The following is a 26,020-nucleotide window of genomic DNA, read 5'->3' as shown; positions in this document are numbered from 1 at the left end:
CACTTATATAAGTCTTTAAGTATAAAAGATATTTATTGATTATCAATAATTATTTTAAAGAATTGATAAAATATCATAAATGACCAATGATAAACCCTTTCTTGAATTTATTAATTATATACTTTTAATAAATTTAATTAAATATATAATTAACAGTATATAAAAATTTTGAATTTTATTCAAATAATTATAAAGAGTATAATACTCCATGCTTATTTTGTTCAGTTTTTATGTAATATGATAAGGAATTGAATATAGTATTTTAAAATAAATAACTATATACTTCTTAATAACTTACTTTTATTGAATATTTCTTTTTCCCAATTAATTAATTTATGTAACCATGTAATAGATTTTTCATATTCAATAATTTCAATACTGCGAAAGTGATTACAATATATTGGCATTTTTTTATATTTCCAATGTGCAGCTAACCCTAATTCAGCAGTCTTATGCATTTGATATGTGCGAATTTGAATCTCTACAGCTTTTCCTTGTGGCCCTAATACCACAGTATGGATTGACTGGTAACCGTTTGGTTTTGGATTCTCAATATAATCATCAAATTCATTTGGAAGATGGCAATAAAGTGCATGTACAGTACTTAATACTCCATAACAATCTTGGATGTGTTCAGCAACAATACGCACTGCAAGTAAATCAAATAATTCATTAAAGGTAATCAATTTTCTCTGCATTTTAAGCCATATACTATAAATATGTTTTGGACGACCATATACTGATGCACGTACTCCATGTTTTTTGATTTTCTTACTTAAAGAAGTAACAAAATTTGTAATGTATTGTTCTCTTTCAATACGACGTTCATCTAAAAGATGTGCTATATATTTATATTCATAAGGATATAAATAACGAAAACAATAATCTTCAATCTCCCATTTCACTTTACTGATACCAAAACGATGAGTAAGTAGAGCATAAATATTAATACTTTCTTTAGCTGCAAGTACATTTGTACGTTCATTTGCATCTTTTAATTAACGTAAATACTAATACGTCGATCAAACTTCATTATACCATGAACATTTTTAATCATTGCTAATAGCAGCATACGGCGAAAGTTACATAAAACTTGTTTTGAACTAATATGACTATTATTCATTAATTTTAATGGATATATATTATCCATGCTTTTTATTTCATTAAATAGAGATACAATACATTTACTAAAATATTTTTCTAAATTATTTTTATTTATCACTTTTGCATGTACTAATGGTATTGCAGGTTATAGGCTATGGATATTTGTAGTAAGCATGGTTAGGATCTCTACCATTTCAATACCGCGCCATCTTAATAAGAGATATTATTGATGATATCATTGATAATAATCATTATTTTCATTATAGAAAAATATAAAAATTTACTAATATTTGATTAGATTATTGACTATTCATATCTAAACGATCAATCCATTCTTCAGGTACAAAATTTATTATTATATTGAAATATATTGTTTTGACTACAACCATGTCTTCTCCTACTACCATAGAAATTTGAACATAAAATATTTTCTTGAATAAAACCATGGACTTGAAATGGCTGGTTTATAGGAAAATATTGAGCGTTACTACTTTTTAAGTATTAAGATAACTGCTAAACAATAGCATGGACTGCTTATTTTAATACATATAAGTATTTTTAGTTATGAATATAAAAACCTTTTACTTAAAACAACATATCATTACCTTTTATAGTTTACATATAAAGATTTTTCTTTTACTTTTTAGTTAAAAATAATCCGTATAACTATCATTATTTTTTAAATAATTTACATATTTCCTTTATAAAATTCGTATAAAGTTAATTTAAGGATAATTTATTGCTTTTTAAAAATTAAATATTAGTTGAAAAAAATATAATATTAAATTATTAATTATTTATTAACATAGTTTTCATTTAATTTATTTATTATAAAAAATGTATAATTTTTCAATTTTTTTATATTTTAAAAATTAACTTACTTTTGAATAACTTTTATCATAAAATTAGTATAACAAAAAATACATAAATAATTTAAATTAGTTATTAAACAAATAGTAAACCATTTTAATTAATTTTAATAATTAGTATAAAAATACTAAAATTAATTTTTTTTAATGGATTTTAAATAGAAATAGATTTCTAAAATCTATATATAAGAAATTTTTTATTGATTATAAAAATATGGATAGTTAACTAACTAATAAAATCTATAAAAAATATTTTATATAACAGTATATTATACTTTGATATATTTATTGTTAGAATTTTACTATTTTTTTTAATATATTTGTGAAATATTTCTATTTAAATGAAGTAAATAGAAATATATTCTGATAAATTAATCAATTTTAAATAAATAAATTTTTATTACATAATAAAATAACCTAAAATTTTTAAAAAAAATTTAAATAATGAACTAATTAAATAATAAAATTAAATATTTAATTATAAATAATTTATTATTTTTTTAAAACATATGACTGATTACTTTAAAAGTAAATCTGAATTAATAAATTTAATTCCTAGAAATAGCTAAAAACAATTTATTGGTATTTTATGGATGATAAAAACTGGACTCACAAATTAAGTAACTTAAGTATTCTACATGAATCTAAAACTATTTATAAAACTTACTATAATAAAATGTTACTACAATCAATACCTCGTTGTTTAAATCGTGACATAATTGGTATATCTTTAGATTGCTTACCATTCCATGGTGCTGATATTTGGACATTGTATGAAGTATCTTGGTTAAATATTAAAGGTATACCTCAAGTGGCTATAGGACAAATAATATTCGCTACAGATACTAAAAATATAATAGAATCTAAAAGTTTGAAATTATATCTTAATAGTTTTAATCAAACTGTATTTGTTAATTGGAATGCAATAAAACAAAAATTAGAAAATGATCTAACTAACTTCGTTTGTGGAAATGTAAAAGTTCAGTTATTTCATTTAGATGAACCTCAGTTAAAATCAATAGGATATTTATCAGGATATTTAATTGATAATCAAGATATTAGTATTAATACTTATAATCTTAATTCAAATTATTTATTTCAATCTACCAATAATAATAAACATGTTGAAGAAACTCTTATTAGTCATTTATTAAAATCCAATTGTTTAATTACTAATCAGCCTGATTGGGGTTCTATAATGATACGTTATAAAGGTCCGCATATTAATCATGAATCATTATTGCGTTATTTAATTTCATTTAGAAAACATAATGACTTTCATGAACATTGTGTCGAACGTATTTTTACTGATATTCAATGTTTTTGTCATCCTAAAGAATTAACTGTTTATGCCAGATATACACGTCGTGGCGGCATTGATATCAATCCATGGCGTAGTAATGTATCTTTTTCTCCAAATTATTCTCGTTTGATACGACAATAAATATTTTAATAGTTGTTAATTGATTAAATTTTAATTATTTAAAATAATTAAATATAACTATTAATACTTTTAAATAAGTTTTTTGATTAATGAAATTATTAATAGAAAAACTTATTTAAAAAATATACTTCTCTCTTTTATTTATATAAAAAGAACCTATTAACATTAAAGACCAAGAAATAAGCAAAAACACTCCTCCTATTGGAGTAATGAAAGAAAAAAAATTTAAATGTAATAAGACCAAACCATAAATACTACCGCTAAAAAGTATAATACCAAAAATCATTACTGCACCACTCCAATAAAACCACATGTTGGTCTGTTTCAATATCGTAGATCCTATCCCAATAATAGCTAACGTATGATAAGCTTGATATTCAATACCAGTATGAAGATAAGACATATCAGTAAGATTTAGCGATTTAACAAAAACATGTTCTTTAAATGCACTAAGTATCACTAATAAAAACCCGCTAAAAGAAACAAAAATAAACATAGCACGACTAGACATTGAATCCTCACATTCTTTCATATGTTATATTATTAACTATGTAGTATTTAACTTAATTAAAATAAAAATATTATTTTTATTGATATAAATTCGATTTAATATATCTTAATTAATTGCTTTTTTAAAATAAGCATGAATATTGGTTGCCTATTATTTTTACTTTGTTTATTTCTCATTTATTATAGGTATATAAAAAATATAAGATTAACTTTTTATAAATTAATTCTTTGATTCTTATCATATAAGGTTTTTAATAATAGTTATACATAAATAATATATTATTTAACTATTAATTAATATATGATACTAATTAAGTTAAGCTAATATCTAACTCTATCGTAATAGCAAAAAAAATAATGACCAAAAGCTATCTTGAGGCTTTATTTATTATTAAGTAATAGAACTTCATTTATATAATAGATTAGTTTCTAAAACTATTCACTTATTTTAAATAATATTCAAATTTACCAAAGTAGTACTTTTTTATTAATAGAATATCTTTAGTTTATATTTAAGTTAAAAGCATTAATTATTTTAAAATACTTTTCTATAGTACTATTAATTTTATCTACTATTCTGTTCTAAATTTAAAAAATAATTGACTATCTTTTAAAATAAGATGTCCTTATGAATTAAAATTCATATAATAAAATTATATATAAATAAATCATTATATGCAATAATATAATGTTCAACTATTATATTATTAATTATAAATTCAAAAAAGCTTAACTATTTTTCTTTCTATATTAATAGAAGTATTTAATAAATTAAATATTAAAACTTATTTAACCATATATAATTTACTTCAAACTATTAAAGTATAATATTTTTAAAATGAAATTTTTTACAGATAATTATTAATATTTTTTATTTGATATATCATTTTAGACTAAACTAAAAAAAATAAATTTGATTTATATTAAAAAAAATATTAAAATCAAAATATTTAATATAAGTAAATTACTAATTTAAGCTTATTAAGCTAAAAATTATCTAAATCTAAAAATATTTCTTTATTTATTAATATAATCACATATCAAATTTAATATATTTAATTAAGATAAATACCTTACTTTTAATTTAATAAATAAAGCAAAAGTATATATTATAGTGTATACCTATTGTATATATTACAATAATATACTTATTTAAATAAGACACTTAAGCATAGAATTTTCTAATTCTCTTAATATTAAAGGTATAATTCTTTTTTACATAAAAATTATAATAATATAATTTTTATTATTTTATTTTAATACATAAGAAACATAAAAATAATAACGATTAAAATATATAGTTCTTTATTATTCATCTAAGCATACAACTTACAAATTCATACATTGTTATAAAACATAAGATTCATAAATGGAGGGTATTTATGAAGGAACGTCGTACTGAATTAGTTCAAAGTATTCGTCATACTGTTCCTTATATTAATGCTCATCGTAATAAAATATTTGTAATTATGCTTGGAGGAGAAGCTATAGAACATAAAAATTTCTCTAGTATTATCAATGATATTAGCTTATTACATAGTCTTGGAATCCGTCTTGTTGTAGTATATGGAGCACGTCCACAAATTAATAATATTCTAGTACAAAAAAATATCAAAACTATATATCATAAATATATACGAGTTACTGATGCCCAATTACTAGAATTAATCAAACAAGAAGCTGGACGTTTACAATTAGATATTACTGCTCGATTGTCAATGAGTCTTAATAACACACCTTTACAAGGGATAAATATCAATGTAGTAAGCGGTAATTTTATTATTGCTCAGCCTTTAGGAATTGATAATGGTATTGATTACTGTCATAGTGGTCGAATTCGTCGTATTGATCAAAAAGCAATACATAAACAATTAGATAATGGCGCTATTGTATTATTAGGTCCTATAGCAGGATCGGTAACAGGTGAAAGTTTCAATCTAACTTCAGAAGAAATAGCAACTCAATTAGCAATTGCACTTAAAGCTGAAAAAATGATTGGTTTTTGTTCAGAACAAGGAGTTATTAACTATGACAGTCAAATTATTTCTGAGCTATTTTCAGATGAAGTGCAACTATATATTAACAAAATAGAACATAAAGACGACTTTTCAGCTACTGTTTGCTTCTTAAAAGGTGCAGTAAAAGCTTGTAAAAACGGCGTACGGCGCATCCATCTTATTAGCTATCAAAAAGATGGTGCATTATTACAGGAATTATTTTCTCGTGATGGTATTGGTACACAAATTGTCATGGAATCATCTGAACAAATTCGACGTGCTAATATTAATGATATTGGTAGTATTTTAAATCTTATTCGTCCATTAGAACTTCAAGGAATTTTAGTACGGCGTTCTCGAGAGCAACTAGAAATGGAAATCCATAATTTCACGATTATAAAACAAGATAATTTAACTATTGCTTGTGCAGCACTTTATCCTTTTTTAGATGAAAAAATTGGTGAAATGGCATGCTTAGCAGTACATCCTGATTATCGAAATTCATCACGTGGTGAATTATTATTAGAAAATATATCATTACAAGCTCGCCAAATAGGTTTAAGAAAGTTATTTGTTTTAACAACAAGTAGCATTCATTGGTTTCAAGAACATGGCTTTACTCCTGTAAATGTTGAATTATTACCTGAAAGTAAAAAGAAAATGTATAATTATCAACGACGTTCAAAAGTATTAATGATAGATTTATATTAGAAATTTTAAAATATAAATAATTTTCTTTATAAATAACCTTCCTTTAAGTCTAGTTAAGTAAATCTTGAACTTATTTATTATCTTTAACTTTTAGTTAATCTTTTTAATAATCCACTACGCCGTCGAGCACTACGATGAATTGCAAAGTTAAGTATGTCATTAGCACTATAAAAAGTTAACTTTTTACAAGCACAAGTAATTGCATTATAAATTAATTCTCGTGTTAATGAAGGTAAAAATGTCATCGGCATAACAAATGTAAGAAATTCGAATTCTAATCCTTGAGTTTTATATACAGTCATTGCCCAAGCGGTATCATGAGCAGGTAAATGACTTGGTAATACTGTTTTAATAGTACCATCTGATTGAAGAAAAAACACTCGTAATACATTTTGATAATCATAAAGAGTAATACCAATATCTCCGTTAAACAAACCAATTGCACTATGATTTTGTGTTACTAATATTGGTTTGCCGTGATACCAATAATTCTTATTATTGCAAGAAAATGGGATAAATCGTAATTGTATCAGTTTTTGCTCAATACAATAATTTAAATGATATACACCACACGATCCTTCATAAACAGCACACAATAATTGATATTTTCTAAAAGCATTAATGATTTTTATAGGTTCTGCATTATCAGCAACTAGGATTAGAAAATAATGATAATTTTTTACTATTTCTTCTATCATAACATTATAGTCATTACTGTTATTTAATGGTTTATATGTAACATCTGCAAATCCAGCGTACAAAATCGATTTAACTGATTTTAATATACCAGAATTAACTGCTAATGCTAGTTGACTAATACCAGAAGAAGTAGTATCAAAACTATACTCATTATGCCGTAAACAAATAATATCACGAATGATTAATGCCATTGGATTATCATCTTTGACGCTATGAACATCACAGCCTGTAAGCATATTCAATTGCATTGCACGTGAAGAACTGTAATCTACTTCATCGTAATAGAAAAGATCACTAAGTATTGCAGCACCAGTTTCAAATGAAATTAATTTATTTCGATCTCCAATAAAAATTACTTGTGCTTGCGGTGGTAAAGCATTTATTAAATTTACCATCATATTTAAATTAATGATTGAAGCATCATTTATTACTAAAACATCTAAATGTAATGGGTTATTAACATGATAGCGTAATCGCTGATTTTTTTGGTTTATTCCTAATAAATTAGGTAGTGTAATAGCTTCTATAGGAGCATAATTATGCTGACTATTATGTAAAAATAGATTACATGATGCTTGACTAAGTAATTTAGTTAAATTCAATGTCGATTTTATAGTAGGTGCTACTAATTGAATGCGCAACGTACCATTACTTAATAAAATTAATGCTTCTAATAGTTTTGTTATAATTTTAATTTTTTCATTACTAGCACTTACAGATATTACTGAAATTTTCTTAGTTAGCGCTACAGCAATAGCTACTTTAAACCAATTATCTAGTTTATTATTTCCAAATAATTTATCTAGTACTGAACGAATATGAATTGATTTGAAACATTGGGACATCATAGCTCTTGATTGAAAAAAAGTGACTATTTTACTTTCATATTGCCAAAAACGATGTAAATAGAGACGATCTTCTACTAGAATAATTGGCGCTACCTTCTCTTTTGTACTCAATGCTGACCACTCTTGCAATAAAAAAGTCCAATTTTGTGGATTACCTGCTGTATTCCATATAACTTTAGCTAAGTTAGGATAACTTCCATTAAAAAGAAAATCAGGATTTAATTCTGATAATGCTAAATAAATGTGTCCTTTTCCAACTTCAGAACTAAGACAAGCTGTTACTAAAAGTTGTACTGGATGATTATTATCTGCTAATAATTGAGCTAATTGTATATCTAAGAAGCGTAATAAACCTAATTTTACTGCTTGAGTAAGTAATTTTACCATACTACTCATCTCTACTCCATACTATGGCTATTCAATAAATTATCTAATTTTGATATACAATTAAATGTCGGTCTTATATAAAAAATACCATTACTAAATGAATTAACATTTATCCCACGCAAAAATAAATAAAAAACACCACCAAAATGTTCTTCGTAATTATAATTAGGCATACGGTACTTTAAATAACGATGCAAGGCTAATGTATACAATTGGTATTGTAAATCATAGCGATGAGTAATCATTGATTTTCTCATGGCTGATAGGTTATATGAATTAAGTTCACTTCCCAACCAATTAGACTTATAATCTAAAATATAATATTTATTATGCCAACGAAATACTAAATCAATACAACCCTTTAACATACCATAAATTTTTGGAATATTTAATATAGGTCCTTCAGCTGATAATGAATCATTATATCGCATTATCTCATCTAATTTTTGAACTTCTAACAAATGATTTATAGGAAAATAAAAGGTCATCTCTATTAATCTATTATTAGGAGATAATTCAAAAAGTTTTATTCCTTCTTTATTTAATTGAACATTCAAAACATTAGTAACCCATTGGTTTAACATTGGTTGCCAACTTAAAGAATAACCATTTCTAGATAGATGCTCTGATAATTCATGTTTTGAAGGGGAATGCATAAAATCTAGAGATTGAAATATTTCATGTAAAAAAATGCCTGATTTTACACCACGTGGAAAATCATGAGGAGTTAATGATTCTATTTTATATTCATTCTGTTCAATATTAGATTTTTTTCTAACAAATTCTAAACCAAAATTTGGTATTGTATCAGATATATTATAAGTATTTTGATGATATAAGCTAGTATAGCTACTAATACACCATGAATCTGTAAGCTTACGTGTAACTTTACGAGCATTTAATAAAGGATTATCATAATGAGATGAATGATTATCATAAATAGTCTTTACTTTCCAATGTTGCACATTTAATTTCTGAGAAGATACTACATCTATACCTGTATTCTTAATATTTTCCAATATTTTAATTAATTGTTGTTCTGTCGCTGCTTTGCCACGTTGTAGTAGATATCCTAGTGCACTTTTATGAAAATCAGTTTTATTATTCTTTTTAATTGTATTTTGAAAATATGGTATAATACCTACACTACAATGGTAAATTGAACGTGTTAAAGCTACATATAGTAAACGTAAATCTTCTGATAATTTTTCTTGTTGAGCTAAATTAAGAATATCATTACTAGCATTTAAATCTATAATAGAATTAAAATATTTACGATCATGATATAGAACGATATCTGTATTTATTTCTCGAAATCCAGTAGCGAAAGGAAACCAAACTAGTGGATATTGAAGGCCTTTGGCTTTATAAATAGTAACTATCTTAATTAAATTAATATTATTTTCTGAACGTAACTGTTGTTGATTCACTGATTTGTTATTTTCATTGTTATTTTCATTTATACATAATGATATCTGTCTAGATAAATAACGTACTAATGCATGTAAACTATTCATTTTTATTGAAGCTTCTTGTAATAATTCTCCTAAATGAAGTAAATTGATTAATCGACGTTCAATATTTCTAAATGCTGAAGTTTCTTCTGCTAATTGATGATCTTGAATAATAGTATGAATCATTGGTAGTATACCATGCTTTTCCCAAACTAAACGCCAACGAGTAAACATGTCTACTATTTTATGCCAAGTACACTGATTTTTATACGAAATTAAATTATCAATTTGCAGAGCGTTAAAAGCCAAAAGCGAAGTTGCTAATGCAGTACGTAAAATAGTTCCTTGCTCTGGTTCCAATACTGCTTGTAATAACCAAAGTAATTCACGAGCTTCTGTTACCATATAAATAGTATCACTATTAGAAAGATACACAGATGGAATATTAACTTGATTCAATGCATCACGTATTAAGTTAGCTTCACTACGATTTCGTACTAGTACAGTAATATCTGATGCTTGAATAGGTCGCAATGTTGGAATTTTACCTAACAATGCTTGTTTTTGGTTACCGGAATGTATCCAATAACTAATATCTAAAGCACATTTTTGTGCTATGAAATTTTGGTGTTCATTAAAAGTTAATTTATGATCTGAATGTAACCAGAAACGTAATGCTGGCTGTAGACAATTTTTAAATTTTAAAGTTAATAAATGATTTGCTTTTGTAAATTTTACTGAACAAAAAGGAATATCTTTAAAGAGAAACGGCATCTCTACTTGAGAAAATAAAGTATTAATGCTATCGATCATCATTGCTGAAGATCGCCAATTAGTACCCAACGTATAATGTTTTTTTATTTCATTACGCGCTTTAATATAAGTAAAAACATCTGCACCACGAAAAGCATAGATGGCTTGTTTTGGATCTCCGATTAATAAGAGAATATGATCTCGTTGATTCATATATAACTTATGGAAAATACGATATTGAATTGGATCTGTATCTTGAAATTCATCAATAAGTGCTACTGGAAAGCGCATACGAATTGATTGTGCTAATTGATCTTTATTATCTTCTAGTTGAAGAGCCGCATCGAGCTTAATTAGTAAATCATCAAAACCTAATAACGCTCGAGATTCTTTTTCTTTTTGAACAGAATAACGCACATATTTTAATGCAAGAATAATCACTAAATCACGCAATGAAACTGCTTTTTTTAAAAATTGATCAATTTCTAAAAAAAATAAATGATATGGTGACACACCATTTTTTTTAGTTTTCTCTTGTAGTGCTTTTTGTCCAAATCGAAATAAGTTATTAGGTATGTCATAACTATTTGTTTCACTTTTAGCCCACTTTGAAATTTGATTGAACCATAGTAATAAATATTTATTACTATAACTACGTTTATCTATATCAGAATCACTTATTAAGGTAATTATTTGTTTACCTAATTTTAACCAATGTTGTTTAATATTTATAATATTAGACAAGTTATGATCGTGACGTAACTCCAATGTCTCGCCATCTTTAGGAATAATACTTAAAGTTGATAACTTTCCTTGAAGTAAAGGTTTTAGTGTAACAAATAACTGTTCAGGTCCTTTCCACTCATTAACAATTACTCGAATAATATCTTGTTTTAATGGGTAGCAATAATAGCGCCAAAAATCCGCAGTAGCTTGTTTTAATAATAATTCTTCATTTTCAATTAACTTATGTTTAAAAAATACTTTTGATTCAAAAGCATTAAAGTTAATCATGCGTTGACAAAAACCATGAATAGTAAAAATAGCAGCTTTATCTATTTGACTCTCAGCGATTAGTAGTAATGAAATTGCATCAGCAGTATTTGATATATATTTTAATAATTCCATTAACATTACATTATTAGAATATCCTCGAATACAAGCTAAACGTAATTCATGAATATTTTCACGAATACGCTCACGCAACTCTGAAGTCGCAGCTTCAGTAAAAGTTACTACTAAAATTTCTTCTATAGATAAGGGGCGAACATATGCATTTTCATTTCCTAATCTAAGAAGTAAACGTAAATATAATAAAACAATAGTAAAGGTTTTACCAGTACCAGCAGAAGCCTCAATCAAAAGTGAGCTACGTAATGGTAGTATAAACGGATTAAGAGATTCATATTGATGAATAATCATTGAGTTCATTATATATTTTCTCATTTAACTAAAGAATTAACTTAAAACACAAGTAAAATTATATATATGGTATATATAATGAAATGATTTATATAAACATTTATTAATTTTGCTACATTAGATTTTTTTAATATCAAGAATAATTATATTAATTAATTTTTTAATTTTCTATATTATTTAATTATTTACTCTATTATCTTGTTGTGTAAAAGAATATTTATAGAAATGTTTGATTAATAGCATTTATATTTCATTACTAGGTATGTGTTTAGAGCAGAAATTAATTAATTTAATTGAATTTATAATTATATGAACAAATCCGATTATTCTGTTCATATATGTAAAATTTATGATTAAAATTATATTTTTTGATTATAAATTTACAATTATATACATACTAATATTTTAATAAATTAATTATTAATATTAGCTAAGTATATTGGTAAATACCATTTACGAGCAGTATTGATGATATCATTTATAACACTCTGGGTAAGATTAGGTACTAAACGTTGTAAGTAAGGATTTATCATGCATTCACCTTTTATATTAGTGTTACCATGCCAAGCTTGTATAAGTTTGTTTATGGCTTTTTTCTGGGTTACTTCATCTTCTAATAACTGATACGATTTAAAATCAAAGCTAACATTTATCCAAGCACTACTAGATTTTTCTAATAACATCAATGGATTATTTAAACCATTTTGATAACCATTTATATATTCTTTAAATAAAGATAAAGCTTGCTCTCCTGATAATGCCTTAAAACGCCAACAGCTTTTTTTATATCCATAAATACGACTTTCACCTATACCACCTAGAATACAATATAATAAATGTTCCAACCATAGCATTAAACCATCATTTATATTAGTTAAGTTAGGCCGCCAACGCAACAAACCATCTGATTGAACATTAATTAACCAACCATTTAACCGTACATTATCTAATTGGAGATCAATTTCCCAATTTTCCGTCTCTTGATATTGATTAATAAAATGCATAGATATTTCTTTCATTTTTTCAATTTGAGTTTGCCAAAATAATTTACCAAATTCCCCGTAAGGCAAGTTACCGGCAGCGCGGTAATTTGCATAAAGTTGGTCAATATTTTTGTTAAGTAGCAATGCATTAAGTATTTGAACATTCATTTCATATCTTTCTAAGTTAGAAGGTATAAATGGTTCATTATTTAATAGTTCATTATTATCTATATTAAAATTAACGCCTAAGCGCTGATGAAACCAAGCTTTTAATGGATTCTGCCAAAATAGTAATAGTTGATCAAAAAATATTTTTTTTCTTTTTTGAGGAGCTAGAGGTTGAATAAAATCTGATTGAGGTAATCTTGTGCCATTTATTATCGGTATCCACTCAAAGGCAAAGCTCTGCCTAACTTGATTCGGATAGAAATTTTCTGCTTCAAAAGGCATGCGGCTATGTAATATTTGTATATGATTTCTTATATTCTGTTCACTAGTATCCATATCATATTTTTCATCGCCGGTTAAACAAAAACTTTGAGCAATATAATTGATGAGTTCTTTTATTAAAATAGATGGATAATTCTTACTATTATTCTGAATTGATTGACCAATATAACTAATATAAAATTGATGCTGAGCTGAAATTAAAGCTTCAAGAAATAAATAACAATCGTCATCACGACGGTTACGATCTCCTTTACGTACTTGCTGCTGCATTAAATTAAAACTAAATGTTGTCAATGCACGAGGATAAATATCATCATTCATACCTAATAGACAAACTACTTTAAAAGGAATTGAACGCATTGGTATAATAGTGCAAAAAGTAATTTGTCCTATAAGAAAATTCTGACTTAACTTATATTGATCAAGACGTTTGCTAAGTTCATCACTTAATAATGTTATAGCAATAGGATATTCATAGTTAGCTTGTATTCCTTCTTCAATAATCTGATTCCACTGTTTTTCTATTAATTGTAATGCTGGCGCACTTTCTAAATCATTACTAAAAAAAGTATCCATTAACTCACGGCATAATGGTTGCCAATCATTAAGATTTCGCTCATCTTTTAGTTTCATACGCCAAGTATCAAGACACGAAAGAAATTCCGCAAGATTACCAGCTAGTTCAGCTATAATCCCGTTTGCTTCGTCATAAGGGAAAATATCATTCCAAGCGCCATTACTACTTTCTAAAGCATAGCCTAGTAACATGCGTTGTAAGCCAAAACGCCACGTATGCTGTCCAGTAATTGGAAGTGATAAAGATTCTACACTAGTATCATCAAGACCCCAACGAATACCTGATTCCATTACCCAGCGCCTAAGTAAACGCAATCCTTTTTCATCTATTGAAAAGTGTTTCGATAATGTAGGTATTTCTAGTAATTCTAGAACCTCTTCAGAAGTAAAACGGCTATCAGGTAATTTTAAAAGGTTAAGTAATACTCGAATTATAGGATAAGTATAGCTTGCAGTACAATCTGAAATAGAAAATGGTAAATAACGCTCAGAAGGAGCACTAGAAAAAGTTGCTTGAATAAAGGGAGCATAGTTATCAATATCAGCTACCATAACAATAATATCACGAGGTTTTAAGTCAGGATCTTTTTCCATTAAAGATAAAATATGATCTTGCAAGACTTCTAATTCTCTTTGGATGCTATGACAAATATGTAAAGAAATCGATTTATCATCCCTATTAAGATTACGTTTTTTAAAATTATTAAATTCAATACCATTAACTTCTACAATAGCTTTATTATTTAAATTAAGTAAATCACTTTGTAAGTTATGTAATAAATTATCTTGTGGTATTTCGACAAAACCTTCAATATCATTAATTGACGATTCTAGACGGTTCAGTAAAAATATATTATCACTTCCTAACTTACCCCACGAAGATAACAAAGGATTAATAAATTGCTGTTCATGGAAATTTTTACACGTATTTGATAAAATAGATGGTGTTCGAACAACCTGACGTTTTTGTGCTTTTATCATTAAAGGATAATCTTGAATATCACCCCAATAATAACGGCATGGATTCATAAATAAATAATGAATATCAATATGTCGACCAAGTGCTTCTAATATTTGTAGGTAGATAGGAGGTAATGATGGAATACCACAAATAAATATACGTTTTGGTAAAGTTGGGGGTAAAAGATTTGTTTTTTCTAAAATTTGAATAAAATAAACATAAAAATTTGTAATATATTTTTTGTTAATTTCTTTAGAATCAATTAAATATTTCCATAGTTTAGCTTGCCATAACTGAGATTTATCTAATTTATCAATTAAGTTACCGCGTTCCCAATTTTTTAACCAATCAGAACGAAATAATACATATTTTTCAAATACTTCAGCAATACTAGAACTTAATTGATATAATTTACGTTTATCTTGATCTTTATGAAGGTATTGTTTTAAAGGTATAAAAGATGTATCATCTAATAATATCGGTAAACAATGCATTATTTTCCAAGTTATATGAGATTTATTAAATATTTTTTTTTCTGAAATTTTAGGGAATACTTTAATCAAAGTATTCCAAATAAACTCCGTTGGAGATAAAAATTCAATATTAGCTGCAATATTAAAACTTTTTGCTAACTCTATTTGTAGCCATTGGGCCATACCACTACTTTGTACTAATATTTGCTCAGCTACCATTGGATCAATAATTGGCTGCATAACCATTAATTTTACTATTAAATTTTTTAATAAATCTAAATGATTAGAATGATAAGCTTGAAACATAAGTTCTCTTAAAATTCAAATATTATTAAAGATCGGATTATTTTTTTACTTCAGGTATGTTTATACCATATTCACTTATTTGATAATGACTGTTTTAAATTATTAAATTTTAATTTTAAAACAAACTATTAATTAATTTAATATTAAAATGATTTTTAATGTTAATTATTTTTTAAATTTACAAATAATGTAATAATCAATTTATAACTACTTTAAACTGCAACTTGAGCCTTAATATTTTGATAGGGATTGTAGTTTTTTAGCTTAAAATCTTTAAATTTATAATCAAATATTGAACTAGGTTTACGATTAATAAATAACTTTGGAAGAGAACGAGGTATTCGAGAACACTGTAAATTTGCTTGTTTTACATGGTTATTATATAAATGAACATCACCTCCAGTCCAAATAAAATCGGCTACTTTTAAATTGCATTGTTGTGCTACCATATGTAATAATAATGCATAACTTGCAATATTAAAAGGTAATCCAATAAATATATCACACGATCGTTGATAAAGTTGACAAGAAATTTGATCATTAACCACATAAAATTGAAATAAAGTATGACAGGGTGCTAATGCCATTTTATCTAATTCGCCAACATTCCAAGCTGAAACTATAATTCGTCTTGAGTTCGGATCAGATTTTATTTGTTCTATTACTTTAGATATTTGATCAATATTTTGACCAGATGCACTATTCCAACTACGCCACTGTTTACCGTATATAGGTCCAAGATCACCATTTTTATCTATCCAATTATTCCAAATATTAACATTGTTATCTTTTAAGTAACCAACATTAGTATCACCTTTAAGAAACCATAATAATTCGTAGATAATCGAATGTAAATGTACTTTTTTAGTCGTAATGAGAGGAAAACCTTCTTGTAAATTAAAACGCATTTGATAGCCAAAAATAGAAATAGTTCCTGTACCAGTTCGATCTAATTTCTTACATCCTTCATTTAATATATGTTGCATTAAATCTAAATACTGTTTCATTTCATCTCTTTAGTTGGTTATTATAGTATAGATTATGCTGTTGTTGTAGATAAGAAAAAATCATTATAATAGCTCCACTTATAATCATTGGAATCGAAAGAATTTGTCCCATACTAATACATTCCATAAATAGACCAATTTGTATATCTGGTTCACGAAAAAATTCTACAAAAATACGAAATAATCCATAACTAATCAAAAAAAGACCAGAAACACTACCCATAGGACGAGGTTTAAGAATAAATAGATTAAGAATTATAAACAATATAATGCCTTCTAAGCATAATTCATATAGTTGTGAAGGATGACGTGGTAAAACACCATAAGTATTCAACATATACTCATACTGTGGATTCTTAGCAACAAAGATAATATCTTCATTACGAGAACCTGGAAATAACATAGCGAATTTAAAATTTGGAGCTATACGTCCCCAAAGTTCACCGTTAATAAAGTTACCAATACGACCAGCTCCTAAGCCAAATGGAATTAATGGAGCGATAAAGTCAGATATTTGAAAGAATTTAATTTTTTTACAATTAGCAAACCATAACATAACTATAATTACACCAATTAATCCACCATGGAATGACATTCCACCATCCCACACCTTAAATAAATAAAAGGGATTTTTTAAAAATAATGAAAAATTATAAAATAATACATATCCAATGCGACCACCTAAAAATACACCAAAAAAACAGGAGTATAATAAATTGTCTACTTCTTCTTTTTTCCAACTACTATATTGTTTATTAGCTCGACGTCTTGCAAGCCATATAGCAAAGATAAAACCTACTAAATACATCAAGCCGTACCAATGAAATGAGATTGGTCCTAAAGAGAATATAATTGGATTGAATTGAGGAAAAGGAATATAGCCGTTCGTCATATTTTGCCATTTTTTCTTATGAAGTTTAAAAAAACATTAAATTTTATAATGACTAACTATTTTAATCACATATTTAAACATTTTCATATTTATAGAATATCTATTTTTAAATGAATATTAATCATATTAATATATCATATTAAAAATAACTAAATAAAATTATTTTTTATTTAAAATATACAATAATTTCTTTTTATTTTTAAAAAATTTAAACGTTAAAAAACAGATAAGATAAAATTTCAAATTTTAAACATGTAAATCTACATATTGTGGATCAGCCATAATTAATTATAGATGTTTAGTAAATAATTCATTTATACTATTCTATGATTATTACAGGTGTATATATTATGTATGTTGTCCTATTTGCATCACTACTTTAGAAAATTCTTTCATCACGAGGCGATAAACATCACGTTTAAAAGAAACAACTTGACGTACTGGATACCAAAAGCTAACCCAACGCCACCTATCAAATTCTGGCGTATTACGATTATTATCTTTTAGATTAATATCTACATCACTACATATTAATTGTAAAAGAAACCATTTCTGTTTTTGACCAATACACACTGGTTGTGTTTCCCACCGAACTAATCTATGTGGTAATTTGTAACATAACCATTTATGAGTTGAAGCAAGTATTTGAACATCTTTTCGATGTAACCCAATTTCTTCGAATAATTCTCGATACATTGCCTGTTCAACAGTTTCATTCAAATTAATACCTCCTTGAGGAAACTGCCAAGAATTCTGTGCAAATCTTCTAGCCCATAATACTTGTCTATCTTGATTACAAATTACGATACCTACGTTTAGACGGTAGCCATTATTATCAATCACTGGACTATCTCAAATAAAACTAAATTTTAATATATTAATTATTGTTTCATACTCATGAAAGATGCTTGAATATTAGATATTCAATGCTCTAATTTAGTATATAAATAAAAATATATAGATATTAATTGATTTATTAGATTTATTAATAGTAGGATAAATATTAATTATTTTTGGTTTTTATAGTTCATTTTATTTTAAATATTGCATATAGTAATTAATATTAGTAATCTTGTAAAATTATTAAAATAATCCTTTTTATCTATTTTATAAATAAAATAATGTTATAAAAATATATATTTTAACCAATTATGATTGATTTATTTCCTTCATACCCTAAAAATGAAACAGAGCTATTAAAACGAGCACAGCAATTAGCTGGTCAAAATTTTATAACTCTAGCAGAACAATTTAACCTATTTATTCCTATAAATTTAAAACGTCATAAAGGTTGGGTAGGAAATTTAATTGAATTACATCTTGGTGCTAAAAATAAAAACAAAGCAAAACAAGATTTTCCTCATTTTGGTATTGAACTTAAAACAATTCCAGTAGATTTACAAGGAAATCCATTAGAAACAACCTTTGTTTGTATAGCCCCATTAATTAGAAATAATGGAGTGACTTGGGAAACCAGTTATGTAAAGCGTAAACTTACAAGAGTACTATGGATACCAGTTGAAGGAAGTCATTTTGTACCTTTACCTCAAAGACGTGTCGGATCACCAATATTATGGACGCCAACTAGTAAAGATTTATTAATTCTTCGTCAAGATTGGGAAGAATTGATGGATATGATTGTACTAGGACAAGTCAATAATATAACTGCACATCATGGAGAATATTTACAAATTCGTCCTAAGGCAGCTAATAGTAAGATATTAACTACAGGTATAAATAAATATGGACAATCTATAATGGTTTTACCTCGTGCTTTTTACCTTAAGAAGAATTTTACTAGAAAATTATTAAAGCGATTTTTTTCTTAATTAATAATATTGAGCTCTAATGCTAGTAATTCATGAATAGTTTGTGCACGACGAATTTCACGAGCTTTCCCATTTTCAAAAAGGACTTCTGGAATTAGCGGACGGCTATTATAATTTGATGACATTGACGCACCATAAGCACCAGTATCGTGGAATATTAAATAATCTCCTATTTGAGGTGATGGTAATAAACGAGATTCTATTTTCCCTCCTTCAAGTTGGGTAAAAACATCTCCAGATTCACATAGAGGACCAGCTACGATACTATTTATGTTATGATTTAACTTTCTACCATCACCTGGAAGAAGAGAAATATGATGATAACTTCCGTACATAGATGGTCTAATTAAATCACTAAAACCTGCATTTACTAATATAAAATGTTTTTTACCCATTTTCTTTACTGCATGTACTTGTGATACCAATATACCTGATTCTGCTACAAGGAAGCGTCCTGGTTCTATTTCTAATTTTACTGGATGTCCAAGATAATTGGCAATACGAGTTCGAGCATCGTTCCATATATTATAATAATGCTTAGTATCAATCGCTTCTTCTTCAAAATGATATGGTATAGATAATCCTCCTCCGGCTGAAATAATTTTAATATCTTGCCCTAAATTAATTACACTATTTACCATAGCATCACATACTTTCTGTAAATGATTATAATCAACCCCTGAACCAATATGCATATGTAACCCTACTAAAGAAAGCTTATATTGCTGAATAACAGCTAATGCTTGTAATAAATCTTTATACCAAATCCCGTGCTTACTATTTTCTCCACCAGTATTAGTTTTCTTACTATGCCCGTGACCAAATCCAGGATTTATACGTAGCCATACTAAATGACCAGGCGATAATAAACCTAACTGATATAAAATATCAACTGATCCGACATTAACAGGAATTTTTAAGGCAACAATACGTTCTAATGTTATTTGATCTACGGCATCAGCAGTAAAAACAATATCTTCACTATTAGGTTGATATCCAGCAGTTAATGCACGTTCTAATTCACCGAATGATACTGAATCAACCTTAACACCAAAATTACGCATGAGACGTAAAATATGAATATTTGAACACGCTTTTTGAGCAAATCTAATAACATCGAAATCACTTAGCTTATCGATACGATCTTTAATGATAGCAGCATCATATATCCAAAATGGACTAGTATAGCGTTTTACTAATGATAAAATGTTAATATCATTTAACGCTGTCTCAGTATTGTTTAGTAGGCGTGGCATTTCAATATTCCTGCTAATTATATTTTTAATTACACATTAATAATATAATTAAAAATATTTTTATAAAATTAATTAATCACAAAATATTAATTAAAATGATATGCTTTTAAATAAAATACTGTTAAAAAACACTTAGATTGTAATCTAAGTGTTTTTTATATTTATACAATTTTATTGTAGGATATTTAATATCTATAGCAAATAATTATGAAGTATTATTGAATATATATTATTTAAAATTTATATATAAGATTCTTAATTTAATAATCTTATATATAAATTAAAGTCTTTATGCTGGACGTAAAGCTGGAAATAAAAGAACATCGCGGATATTATTATTGTTAGTAAATAACATAATTATACGATCAATACCAAGCCCTAGTCCAGCTGTTGGCGGCATGCCATATTCTAAAGCCATAATATAATCTTCATCATAAAACATTGCTTCATCATCACCTCTATTTTTTGCATTTACTTGTTGTTGAAATCGTATTGCTTGATCTTCTGAATCATTTAGCTCAGAGAAACCATTACCAATTTCTATACCGCCTATAAAAAATTCAAAACGGTCAGTAATTTCTGTTTTTGTATCATTACGACGAGCTAATGGTGAAATATCAATTGGATATTCAGTAATGAACGTAGGTTGAATTAAATGTACTTCTACAGCTTCTTTAAAAATTTCTGTAATTATACGTCCTAAGCTCCAACTTCTTTCAATTTCTATTTTTAATGATTGGGCAATAGATATTGTTTTATTCAAATCTTCTAAATCATTAAAACATATTTCAGGACAGTATTTTTTTATTGCTTCTTTCATAGTAAATCTTTGAAAAGGTTTACTAAAATTAAATATTTTTTCTCCATAAGTTACTTGTAACGTACCCAATATGTTTTGTGCTATAGAGCGAAACAAACACTCAGTGAGATTGATTAGATCATTATAATCAGCATATGCCATATAAAGTTCCATCATAGTAAACTCTGGATTATGATGTGGCGATACTCCTTCATTACGAAAATTACGATTAATCTCAAATACACGATTAAAACCACCTACAATTAGACGTTTAAGGTAAAGTTCTGGTGCAATACGTAAATACATATCTAGATTTAATGCATTATAATGAGTAATAAATGGACGAGCAGATGCACCACCTGGTATTATCTGGACCATCGGAGTCTCTACTTCTATAAAATCTCGATTTTCCATGAATTGACGAATAAAAGCTATAATTTTAGAACGAACTTTAAAAGTATAACGTGATTTATTATTGGCAATAAGGTCTAAATAACGCTGGCGATAGCATGTTTCTTGATTACTTAATCCATGGAACTTATTAGGTAAAGGACGTAATGATTTAGTTAATAAACGAATTTCATCACAATAAACTGATAACTCTCCAGTTCTGGTTTTAAATAATTTACCACGTGCTCCGATAATATCTCCTAGATCCCATTTCTTAAATTGATCATTATAAATATCTTTCGTTATTTTTTCAGAAGTGATATATAATTGAATTTGACCATTTAAATCTTGTAAGGTTATAAATGAGGCTTGACCCATAATACGACGAGTAATAATACGACCTGCTACACTTACCTCGATATTAAATGATTTTAATTCTTTTTTACTATCATAACTAGCATGTAGTTTATCAAAGCTGGCACTACAACGAAAATCATTAGGAAATGCTATATTATATTTACGTAAAAAGTTAAGTTTTTCACGGCGAACTTTTAATTCATCATTTAATTCAAAAGCTAGATTAGTTTTTTTTTGGTGTTGTTTAGACATATTATTGTTATAATCCTGCTTTTAAACTTGCTTCAATAAAACGATCAAGATCACCGTTAAGAACTGCTTGAATGTTATGAGTTTCTACGCCAGTTCTAAGATCTTTAATACGAGAGTCATCAAGAACATAAGAACGAATTTGATTTCCCCATCCAATGCTAGATTTATTATCTTCAATCATTTGTTTATTTATGTTTTTCTTCTGTATTTCATATTCATATAGCTTAGCTCGCAATTGTTTAAAAGCTTGTTCTTTATTTTTATGTTGAGAACGATTATTTTGACATTGTACAACAGTATTAGTAGGTAGATGAGTTATGCGTACTGCAGATTCGGTTTTATTTACATGCTGACCACCAGCACCAGATGCACGGTATACATCAATACGAAGATCTGCTAAATTTATTTCAATATTAATATCATCATCAATTTCTGGGTAAACAAAAACTGAACTAAATGAAGTGTGACGACGATTGCCAGAATCAAATGGACTTTTACGTACTAGGCGATGAACTCCAGTTTCAGTACGTAACCAACCAAAAGCATATTGACCTATCACTTTTAAAGTAACAGATTTTTTACCAGCTACTTCTCCTTCAGATTGTTCAATAATCTCAGTATTAAAACCTTTATATTCAGCCCAACGTAAATACATACGTTGTAAAATGCTGGTCCAATCTTGAGCTTCAATTCCACCTGAACCAGCTTGAATATCTATATAACAATCAGAATTATCATTCTGACCAGAAAACATACGCTTAAATTCTAATTCACTTAATTTTAGTTTCAGTATATGTAATTCATTCATTACTTCTTTCAAGATACTTTCGTCATTATTATCTTCTATTGCTAAGTCAAGTAATGCTTGTGTATTTTCTAGCTTTTTTTGAAGTTGATCTAGTGTATGTATAATAGACTCTAATGAAGCACGTTTTTTATTAAGATATTTAGCTCGTTTAGGTTCATTCCAGACATCAGATCGTTCTAATTCAGCATTGACTTCGGCTAAAAGTTTTTTATTAATATCGTATTGAAAAAAAGCAATTAAAATTAGCCTCTGCTCATTTAGCTCTTTAATATAATTTTTTATAGTATTAATTTCAAACATATTTTTTCTTTATTTAAGATTCAGTAACAATAAAACAACATATATTTAAAATAGCTTTAAAAGTTATGGACAAGTATGCTTAATTTGTAGTATTTTTTTTAAAAATCCATTTATTAAGATGATAATAAAAAATTATAAAATATGTATTTTATATTGGTTAACTAAAATTAATATCTTGATAAGATTACTTAATATTAAAACCATAAATAGCTATTTATACTTTTGGCCAAATATTATCAATAATTAATTGCATAGAACGATTACCACGATATTCGTTTATATTAAGTTTATAAGCTAACTTCACATAGCATATTTTACTATTAGGCCATAAGTTAGTATTTATATTAAAAGCAATTCCACAAATCTGTGGACCTCCTTTTATGTGTTTTACTATAACTTTTAAATGATTTTTACCTACTAACTGTTGATGTACTAACTTAAAATGTCCATCAAATACTGGTTCTGGAAATTCCTGTCCCCAAGGGCCTGCATTCAATAGCATTTCAGCAGTTTTTAATGATAAATCATGTTTATATAATTCACCATCAGACCAAATGATACTATTTAAATCTTTATGACCTATTTTTTTTTTAATCGATATAATAAAATGTTGGCAGAATTCTTCGTACTTTTTCTCTTCTAGTAATAATCCTACTGCCATAGCATGTCCACCAAATTTAGTAATTAAGCTAGGAAATAACATATTTATATTTTCTAAGATATCACGTAAATGCAAACCTATAATTGAACGTCCAGATCCTTTTAACATTCCATTACCTACAGATGCGAATGTAATCACTGGACGTTGAAACCGCTCTTTTAATCTCGATGCTAGAATACCTATAATACCTTGATGCCATTTAGGATGATAAAATATTAATCCTAAAGGTAAGATACTCTCTTGTTTTTCCAACGATTTACATATTTTTAATGCTTCATATTGCATACTGTTCTCAATTTGTTTTCTTTTTTGATTGAGACTATGAAGTATACGAGCTAATCTACGTGCTTGAGTAATATGTTCAGTAAGTAGGAGAGATACACCTATAGACATATTAGCTAAACGTCCAGCAGCATTAAGCTTAGGTCCAATAATAAAGCTAAGATCTCTAGCAGATAATAAATATGTATTACAATTAGTAAGTTCTAAAAGAGCACTAATACCTTTACAGCATTTACCTGTACGAATACGATTTATTCCTTGCCATACTAAAATACGATTATTAGCATCTAATGGTACTAAATCAGCTACAGTTCCAAGAGCTACTAAGTCAAGGAATATAGCTAAATTAGGTTCTTTCTGCCCATTAACGAACCAGTTTTTTTGTCGTAGGTAGGCACGTAGCGCTAACATTAGATAAAAAGCTACACCAACACCAGCTAAAGAACGTGAAGGAAAGCGACTATCTTTAAGGTTAGGATTCACTATTGCTTCTGCAGATGGCAATGTCATACTAGGAAGATGATGATCTGTAATGATTACAGGGATTCCATATTGATTTGCAGTATTTACACCAGAATGAGATGAAATACCATTATCTACAGTAAGGATCATATCTGTACCATATATGATTGCTTCTTCTACTAATTCAGAAGTTAAACCATAACCATGTTTAAAGCGATCAGGTATTAGAAAATCAATATTACCTCCCATGCTACGTAATGCTAAAACTGTTAATGCTGTACTAGTAGCGCCATCAACATCAAAATCTCCTATGACTAGAATTCGTCGTTTATTTTGTAACATATAATATAAAAGTGAAACAGCAGTATCTATTCCATCTAGCATTTGCCACGGTAATAAATATTTAGTACTACGCTCTAGTTCAGATGCTTTTTTTATACCACGTTGTAAATAAATCCGCCGCAATAATGGCGGTAAATCAACAGGTAGACAAATATCATTGTAATAAACGTCACGCCGACGCAGTTCAATAAAATTATTCACTATAAAAATTAATAGATATTTTTTTATCATCACTGAAAAATAATTGGTATTTTATAAAATACCAATAGTATAATTGGTATGATTTAAAGGTAAAAATTAAACTTTTATTTTTTTCAATAAAATTGAAATGGCCATTATTTAATAAAAAACAAAAAAAAAAAATATCAAGTCTATACTGAGACATTACATAACTTTTAATCTAAATGGAATATCTTTATTGTTATGCTTGCGCAAG

Annotated in this window: 17 protein-coding genes; 3 read left to right on the top strand and 14 right to left on the bottom strand. The window is 26.9% G+C overall.

Annotated features, from left to right (window positions below; genetic code table 11):
- Positions 1-275 precede the first annotated feature (275 nt).
- The 3 genes from FD728_RS04755 to FD728_RS03250 form a co-directional block, all read right to left on the bottom strand.
- Positions 276-905 carry a hypothetical protein gene (locus FD728_RS04755; protein WP_236261823.1) on the bottom strand — a complete coding sequence of 210 codons (630 nt, stop codon included), beginning with the start codon at positions 903-905 and terminating at the stop codon, positions 276-278.
- An 89-nt stretch (positions 906-994) separates the two neighbouring features.
- Positions 995-1,150: a hypothetical protein gene (locus FD728_RS04750; protein ID WP_236261822.1), complete on the bottom strand. Its 156-nt coding sequence runs from the start codon at positions 1,148-1,150 to the stop codon at positions 995-997.
- 253 nt (positions 1,151-1,403) lie between these two features.
- Positions 1,404-1,550: a hypothetical protein gene (locus tag FD728_RS03250; RefSeq protein WP_159934774.1), complete on the bottom strand. Its 147-nt coding sequence runs from the start codon at positions 1,548-1,550 to the stop codon at positions 1,404-1,406.
- A 1,012-nt stretch (positions 1,551-2,562) separates the two neighbouring features.
- On the opposite strand from FD728_RS03250, the gene queF reads away from it, so the two are divergent.
- A complete protein-coding gene (gene queF, locus FD728_RS03245) occupies positions 2,563-3,417 on the top strand; it encodes an NADPH-dependent 7-cyano-7-deazaguanine reductase QueF (protein ID WP_159934772.1) in 855 nt (284 codons plus the stop codon).
- 115 nt (positions 3,418-3,532) lie between these two features.
- On the opposite strand, the gene FD728_RS03240 is transcribed toward queF, so the two are convergent.
- Positions 3,533-3,928 carry a DUF423 domain-containing protein gene (locus FD728_RS03240; RefSeq protein ID WP_159934770.1) on the bottom strand — a complete coding sequence of 132 codons (396 nt, stop codon included), beginning with the start codon at positions 3,926-3,928 and terminating at the stop codon, positions 3,533-3,535.
- 1,381 nt (positions 3,929-5,309) lie between these two features.
- Here FD728_RS03240 and argA point away from each other — a divergent pair.
- The gene (argA, locus tag FD728_RS03235; protein WP_159934768.1) at positions 5,310-6,635 is read left to right on the top strand and encodes an amino-acid N-acetyltransferase; all 1,326 of its coding nucleotides are present in this window, start codon (positions 5,310-5,312) and stop codon (positions 6,633-6,635) included.
- An 83-nt stretch (positions 6,636-6,718) separates the two neighbouring features.
- Here the strand turns inward: argA and recD are convergent, their stop codons facing one another.
- The 6 genes from recD to rppH form a co-directional block, all read right to left on the bottom strand.
- The gene (recD, locus tag FD728_RS03230; RefSeq protein WP_159934766.1) at positions 6,719-8,578 is read right to left on the bottom strand and encodes an exodeoxyribonuclease V subunit alpha; all 1,860 of its coding nucleotides are present in this window, start codon (positions 8,576-8,578) and stop codon (positions 6,719-6,721) included.
- A 2-nt stretch (positions 8,579-8,580) separates the two neighbouring features.
- Positions 8,581-12,198, bottom strand: coding sequence for an exodeoxyribonuclease V subunit beta (recB, locus tag FD728_RS03225; RefSeq protein WP_159934850.1), 3,618 nt, complete (start codon positions 12,196-12,198; stop codon positions 8,581-8,583).
- Positions 12,199-12,611: 413 nt separating this feature from the next.
- Entirely contained in the window at positions 12,612-15,947 is a 3,336-nt protein-coding gene (recC, locus tag FD728_RS03220; RefSeq protein ID WP_159934764.1) for an exodeoxyribonuclease V subunit gamma, read from the bottom strand.
- 212 nt (positions 15,948-16,159) lie between these two features.
- A complete protein-coding gene (gene thyA / locus FD728_RS03215; RefSeq protein ID WP_159934762.1) occupies positions 16,160-16,954 on the bottom strand; it encodes a thymidylate synthase in 795 nt (264 codons plus the stop codon).
- Between the two features lies 1 nt (position 16,955).
- The gene (lgt, locus tag FD728_RS03210) at positions 16,956-17,846 is read right to left on the bottom strand and encodes a prolipoprotein diacylglyceryl transferase (RefSeq protein WP_159934760.1); all 891 of its coding nucleotides are present in this window, start codon (positions 17,844-17,846) and stop codon (positions 16,956-16,958) included.
- A 348-nt stretch (positions 17,847-18,194) separates the two neighbouring features.
- Positions 18,195-18,689: an RNA pyrophosphohydrolase gene (gene rppH, locus FD728_RS03205; protein WP_159934758.1), complete on the bottom strand. Its 495-nt coding sequence runs from the start codon at positions 18,687-18,689 to the stop codon at positions 18,195-18,197.
- Between the two features lie 308 nt (positions 18,690-18,997).
- On the opposite strand from rppH, the gene mutH reads away from it, so the two are divergent.
- The gene (mutH, locus tag FD728_RS03200; protein WP_159934756.1) at positions 18,998-19,675 is read left to right on the top strand and encodes a DNA mismatch repair endonuclease MutH; all 678 of its coding nucleotides are present in this window, start codon (positions 18,998-19,000) and stop codon (positions 19,673-19,675) included.
- Here mutH and lysA read toward each other — a convergent pair.
- The 4 genes from lysA to recJ form a co-directional block, all read right to left on the bottom strand.
- The gene (gene lysA, locus FD728_RS03195; RefSeq protein ID WP_159934754.1) at positions 19,672-20,931 is read right to left on the bottom strand and encodes a diaminopimelate decarboxylase; all 1,260 of its coding nucleotides are present in this window, start codon (positions 20,929-20,931) and stop codon (positions 19,672-19,674) included. The genes mutH and lysA overlap by 4 nt on opposite strands.
- Positions 20,932-21,220: 289 nt before the next feature.
- Entirely contained in the window at positions 21,221-22,729 is a 1,509-nt protein-coding gene (gene lysS / locus FD728_RS03190) for a lysine--tRNA ligase (RefSeq protein ID WP_159934752.1), read from the bottom strand.
- 7 nt (positions 22,730-22,736) lie between these two features.
- Positions 22,737-23,837 carry a peptide chain release factor 2 gene (gene prfB, locus FD728_RS03185; protein WP_159934750.1) on the bottom strand — a complete coding sequence of 367 codons (1,101 nt, stop codon included), beginning with the start codon at positions 23,835-23,837 and terminating at the stop codon, positions 22,737-22,739.
- 214 nt (positions 23,838-24,051) lie between these two features.
- Positions 24,052-25,788, bottom strand: coding sequence for a single-stranded-DNA-specific exonuclease RecJ (gene recJ / locus FD728_RS03180; protein WP_159934848.1), 1,737 nt, complete (start codon positions 25,786-25,788; stop codon positions 24,052-24,054).
- Positions 25,789-26,020: the final 232 nt, after the last annotated feature.

The sequence above is a fragment of the Pantoea sp. Aalb genome (assembly GCF_009829985.1).
GTDB lineage: Bacteria > Pseudomonadota > Gammaproteobacteria > Enterobacterales > Enterobacteriaceae > SZZU01.
Note: the sequence above shows the minus strand (reverse complement) of the source record. Positions and strands in the feature narration are given on the sequence as shown.

Bases quoted from the DNA above. Each gene is read 5' to 3' on its own strand.
- FD728_RS04750 (WP_236261822.1), bottom strand. From the start codon at position 1,150: ATGGATAATATATATCCATTAAAATTAATGAATAATAGTCATATTAGT.
- FD728_RS03250 (WP_159934774.1), bottom strand. From the start codon at position 1,550: ATGGTTTTATTCAAGAAAATATTTTATGTTCAAATTTCTATGGTAGTA.
- queF (WP_159934772.1), top strand. From the start codon at position 2,563: ATGGATGATAAAAACTGGACTCACAAATTAAGTAACTTAAGTATTCTA.
- FD728_RS03240 (WP_159934770.1), bottom strand. From the start codon at position 3,928: ATGTCTAGTCGTGCTATGTTTATTTTTGTTTCTTTTAGCGGGTTTTTA.
- argA (WP_159934768.1), top strand. From the start codon at position 5,310: ATGAAGGAACGTCGTACTGAATTAGTTCAAAGTATTCGTCATACTGTT.
- recD (WP_159934766.1), bottom strand. From the start codon at position 8,578: ATGAGTAGTATGGTAAAATTACTTACTCAAGCAGTAAAATTAGGTTTA.
- recB (WP_159934850.1), bottom strand. From the start codon at position 12,198: ATGATTATTCATCAATATGAATCTCTTAATCCGTTTATACTACCATTA.
- recC (WP_159934764.1), bottom strand. From the start codon at position 15,947: ATGTTTCAAGCTTATCATTCTAATCATTTAGATTTATTAAAAAATTTA.
- thyA (WP_159934762.1), bottom strand. From the start codon at position 16,954: ATGAAACAGTATTTAGATTTAATGCAACATATATTAAATGAAGGATGT.
- lgt (WP_159934760.1), bottom strand. From the start codon at position 17,846: ATGACGAACGGCTATATTCCTTTTCCTCAATTCAATCCAATTATATTC.
- mutH (WP_159934756.1), top strand. From the start codon at position 18,998: ATGATTGATTTATTTCCTTCATACCCTAAAAATGAAACAGAGCTATTA.
- lysA (WP_159934754.1), bottom strand. From the start codon at position 20,931: ATGCCACGCCTACTAAACAATACTGAGACAGCGTTAAATGATATTAAC.
- lysS (WP_159934752.1), bottom strand. From the start codon at position 22,729: ATGTCTAAACAACACCAAAAAAAAACTAATCTAGCTTTTGAATTAAAT.
- prfB (WP_159934750.1), bottom strand. From the start codon at position 23,837: ATGTTTGAAATTAATACTATAAAAAATTATATTAAAGAGCTAAATGAG.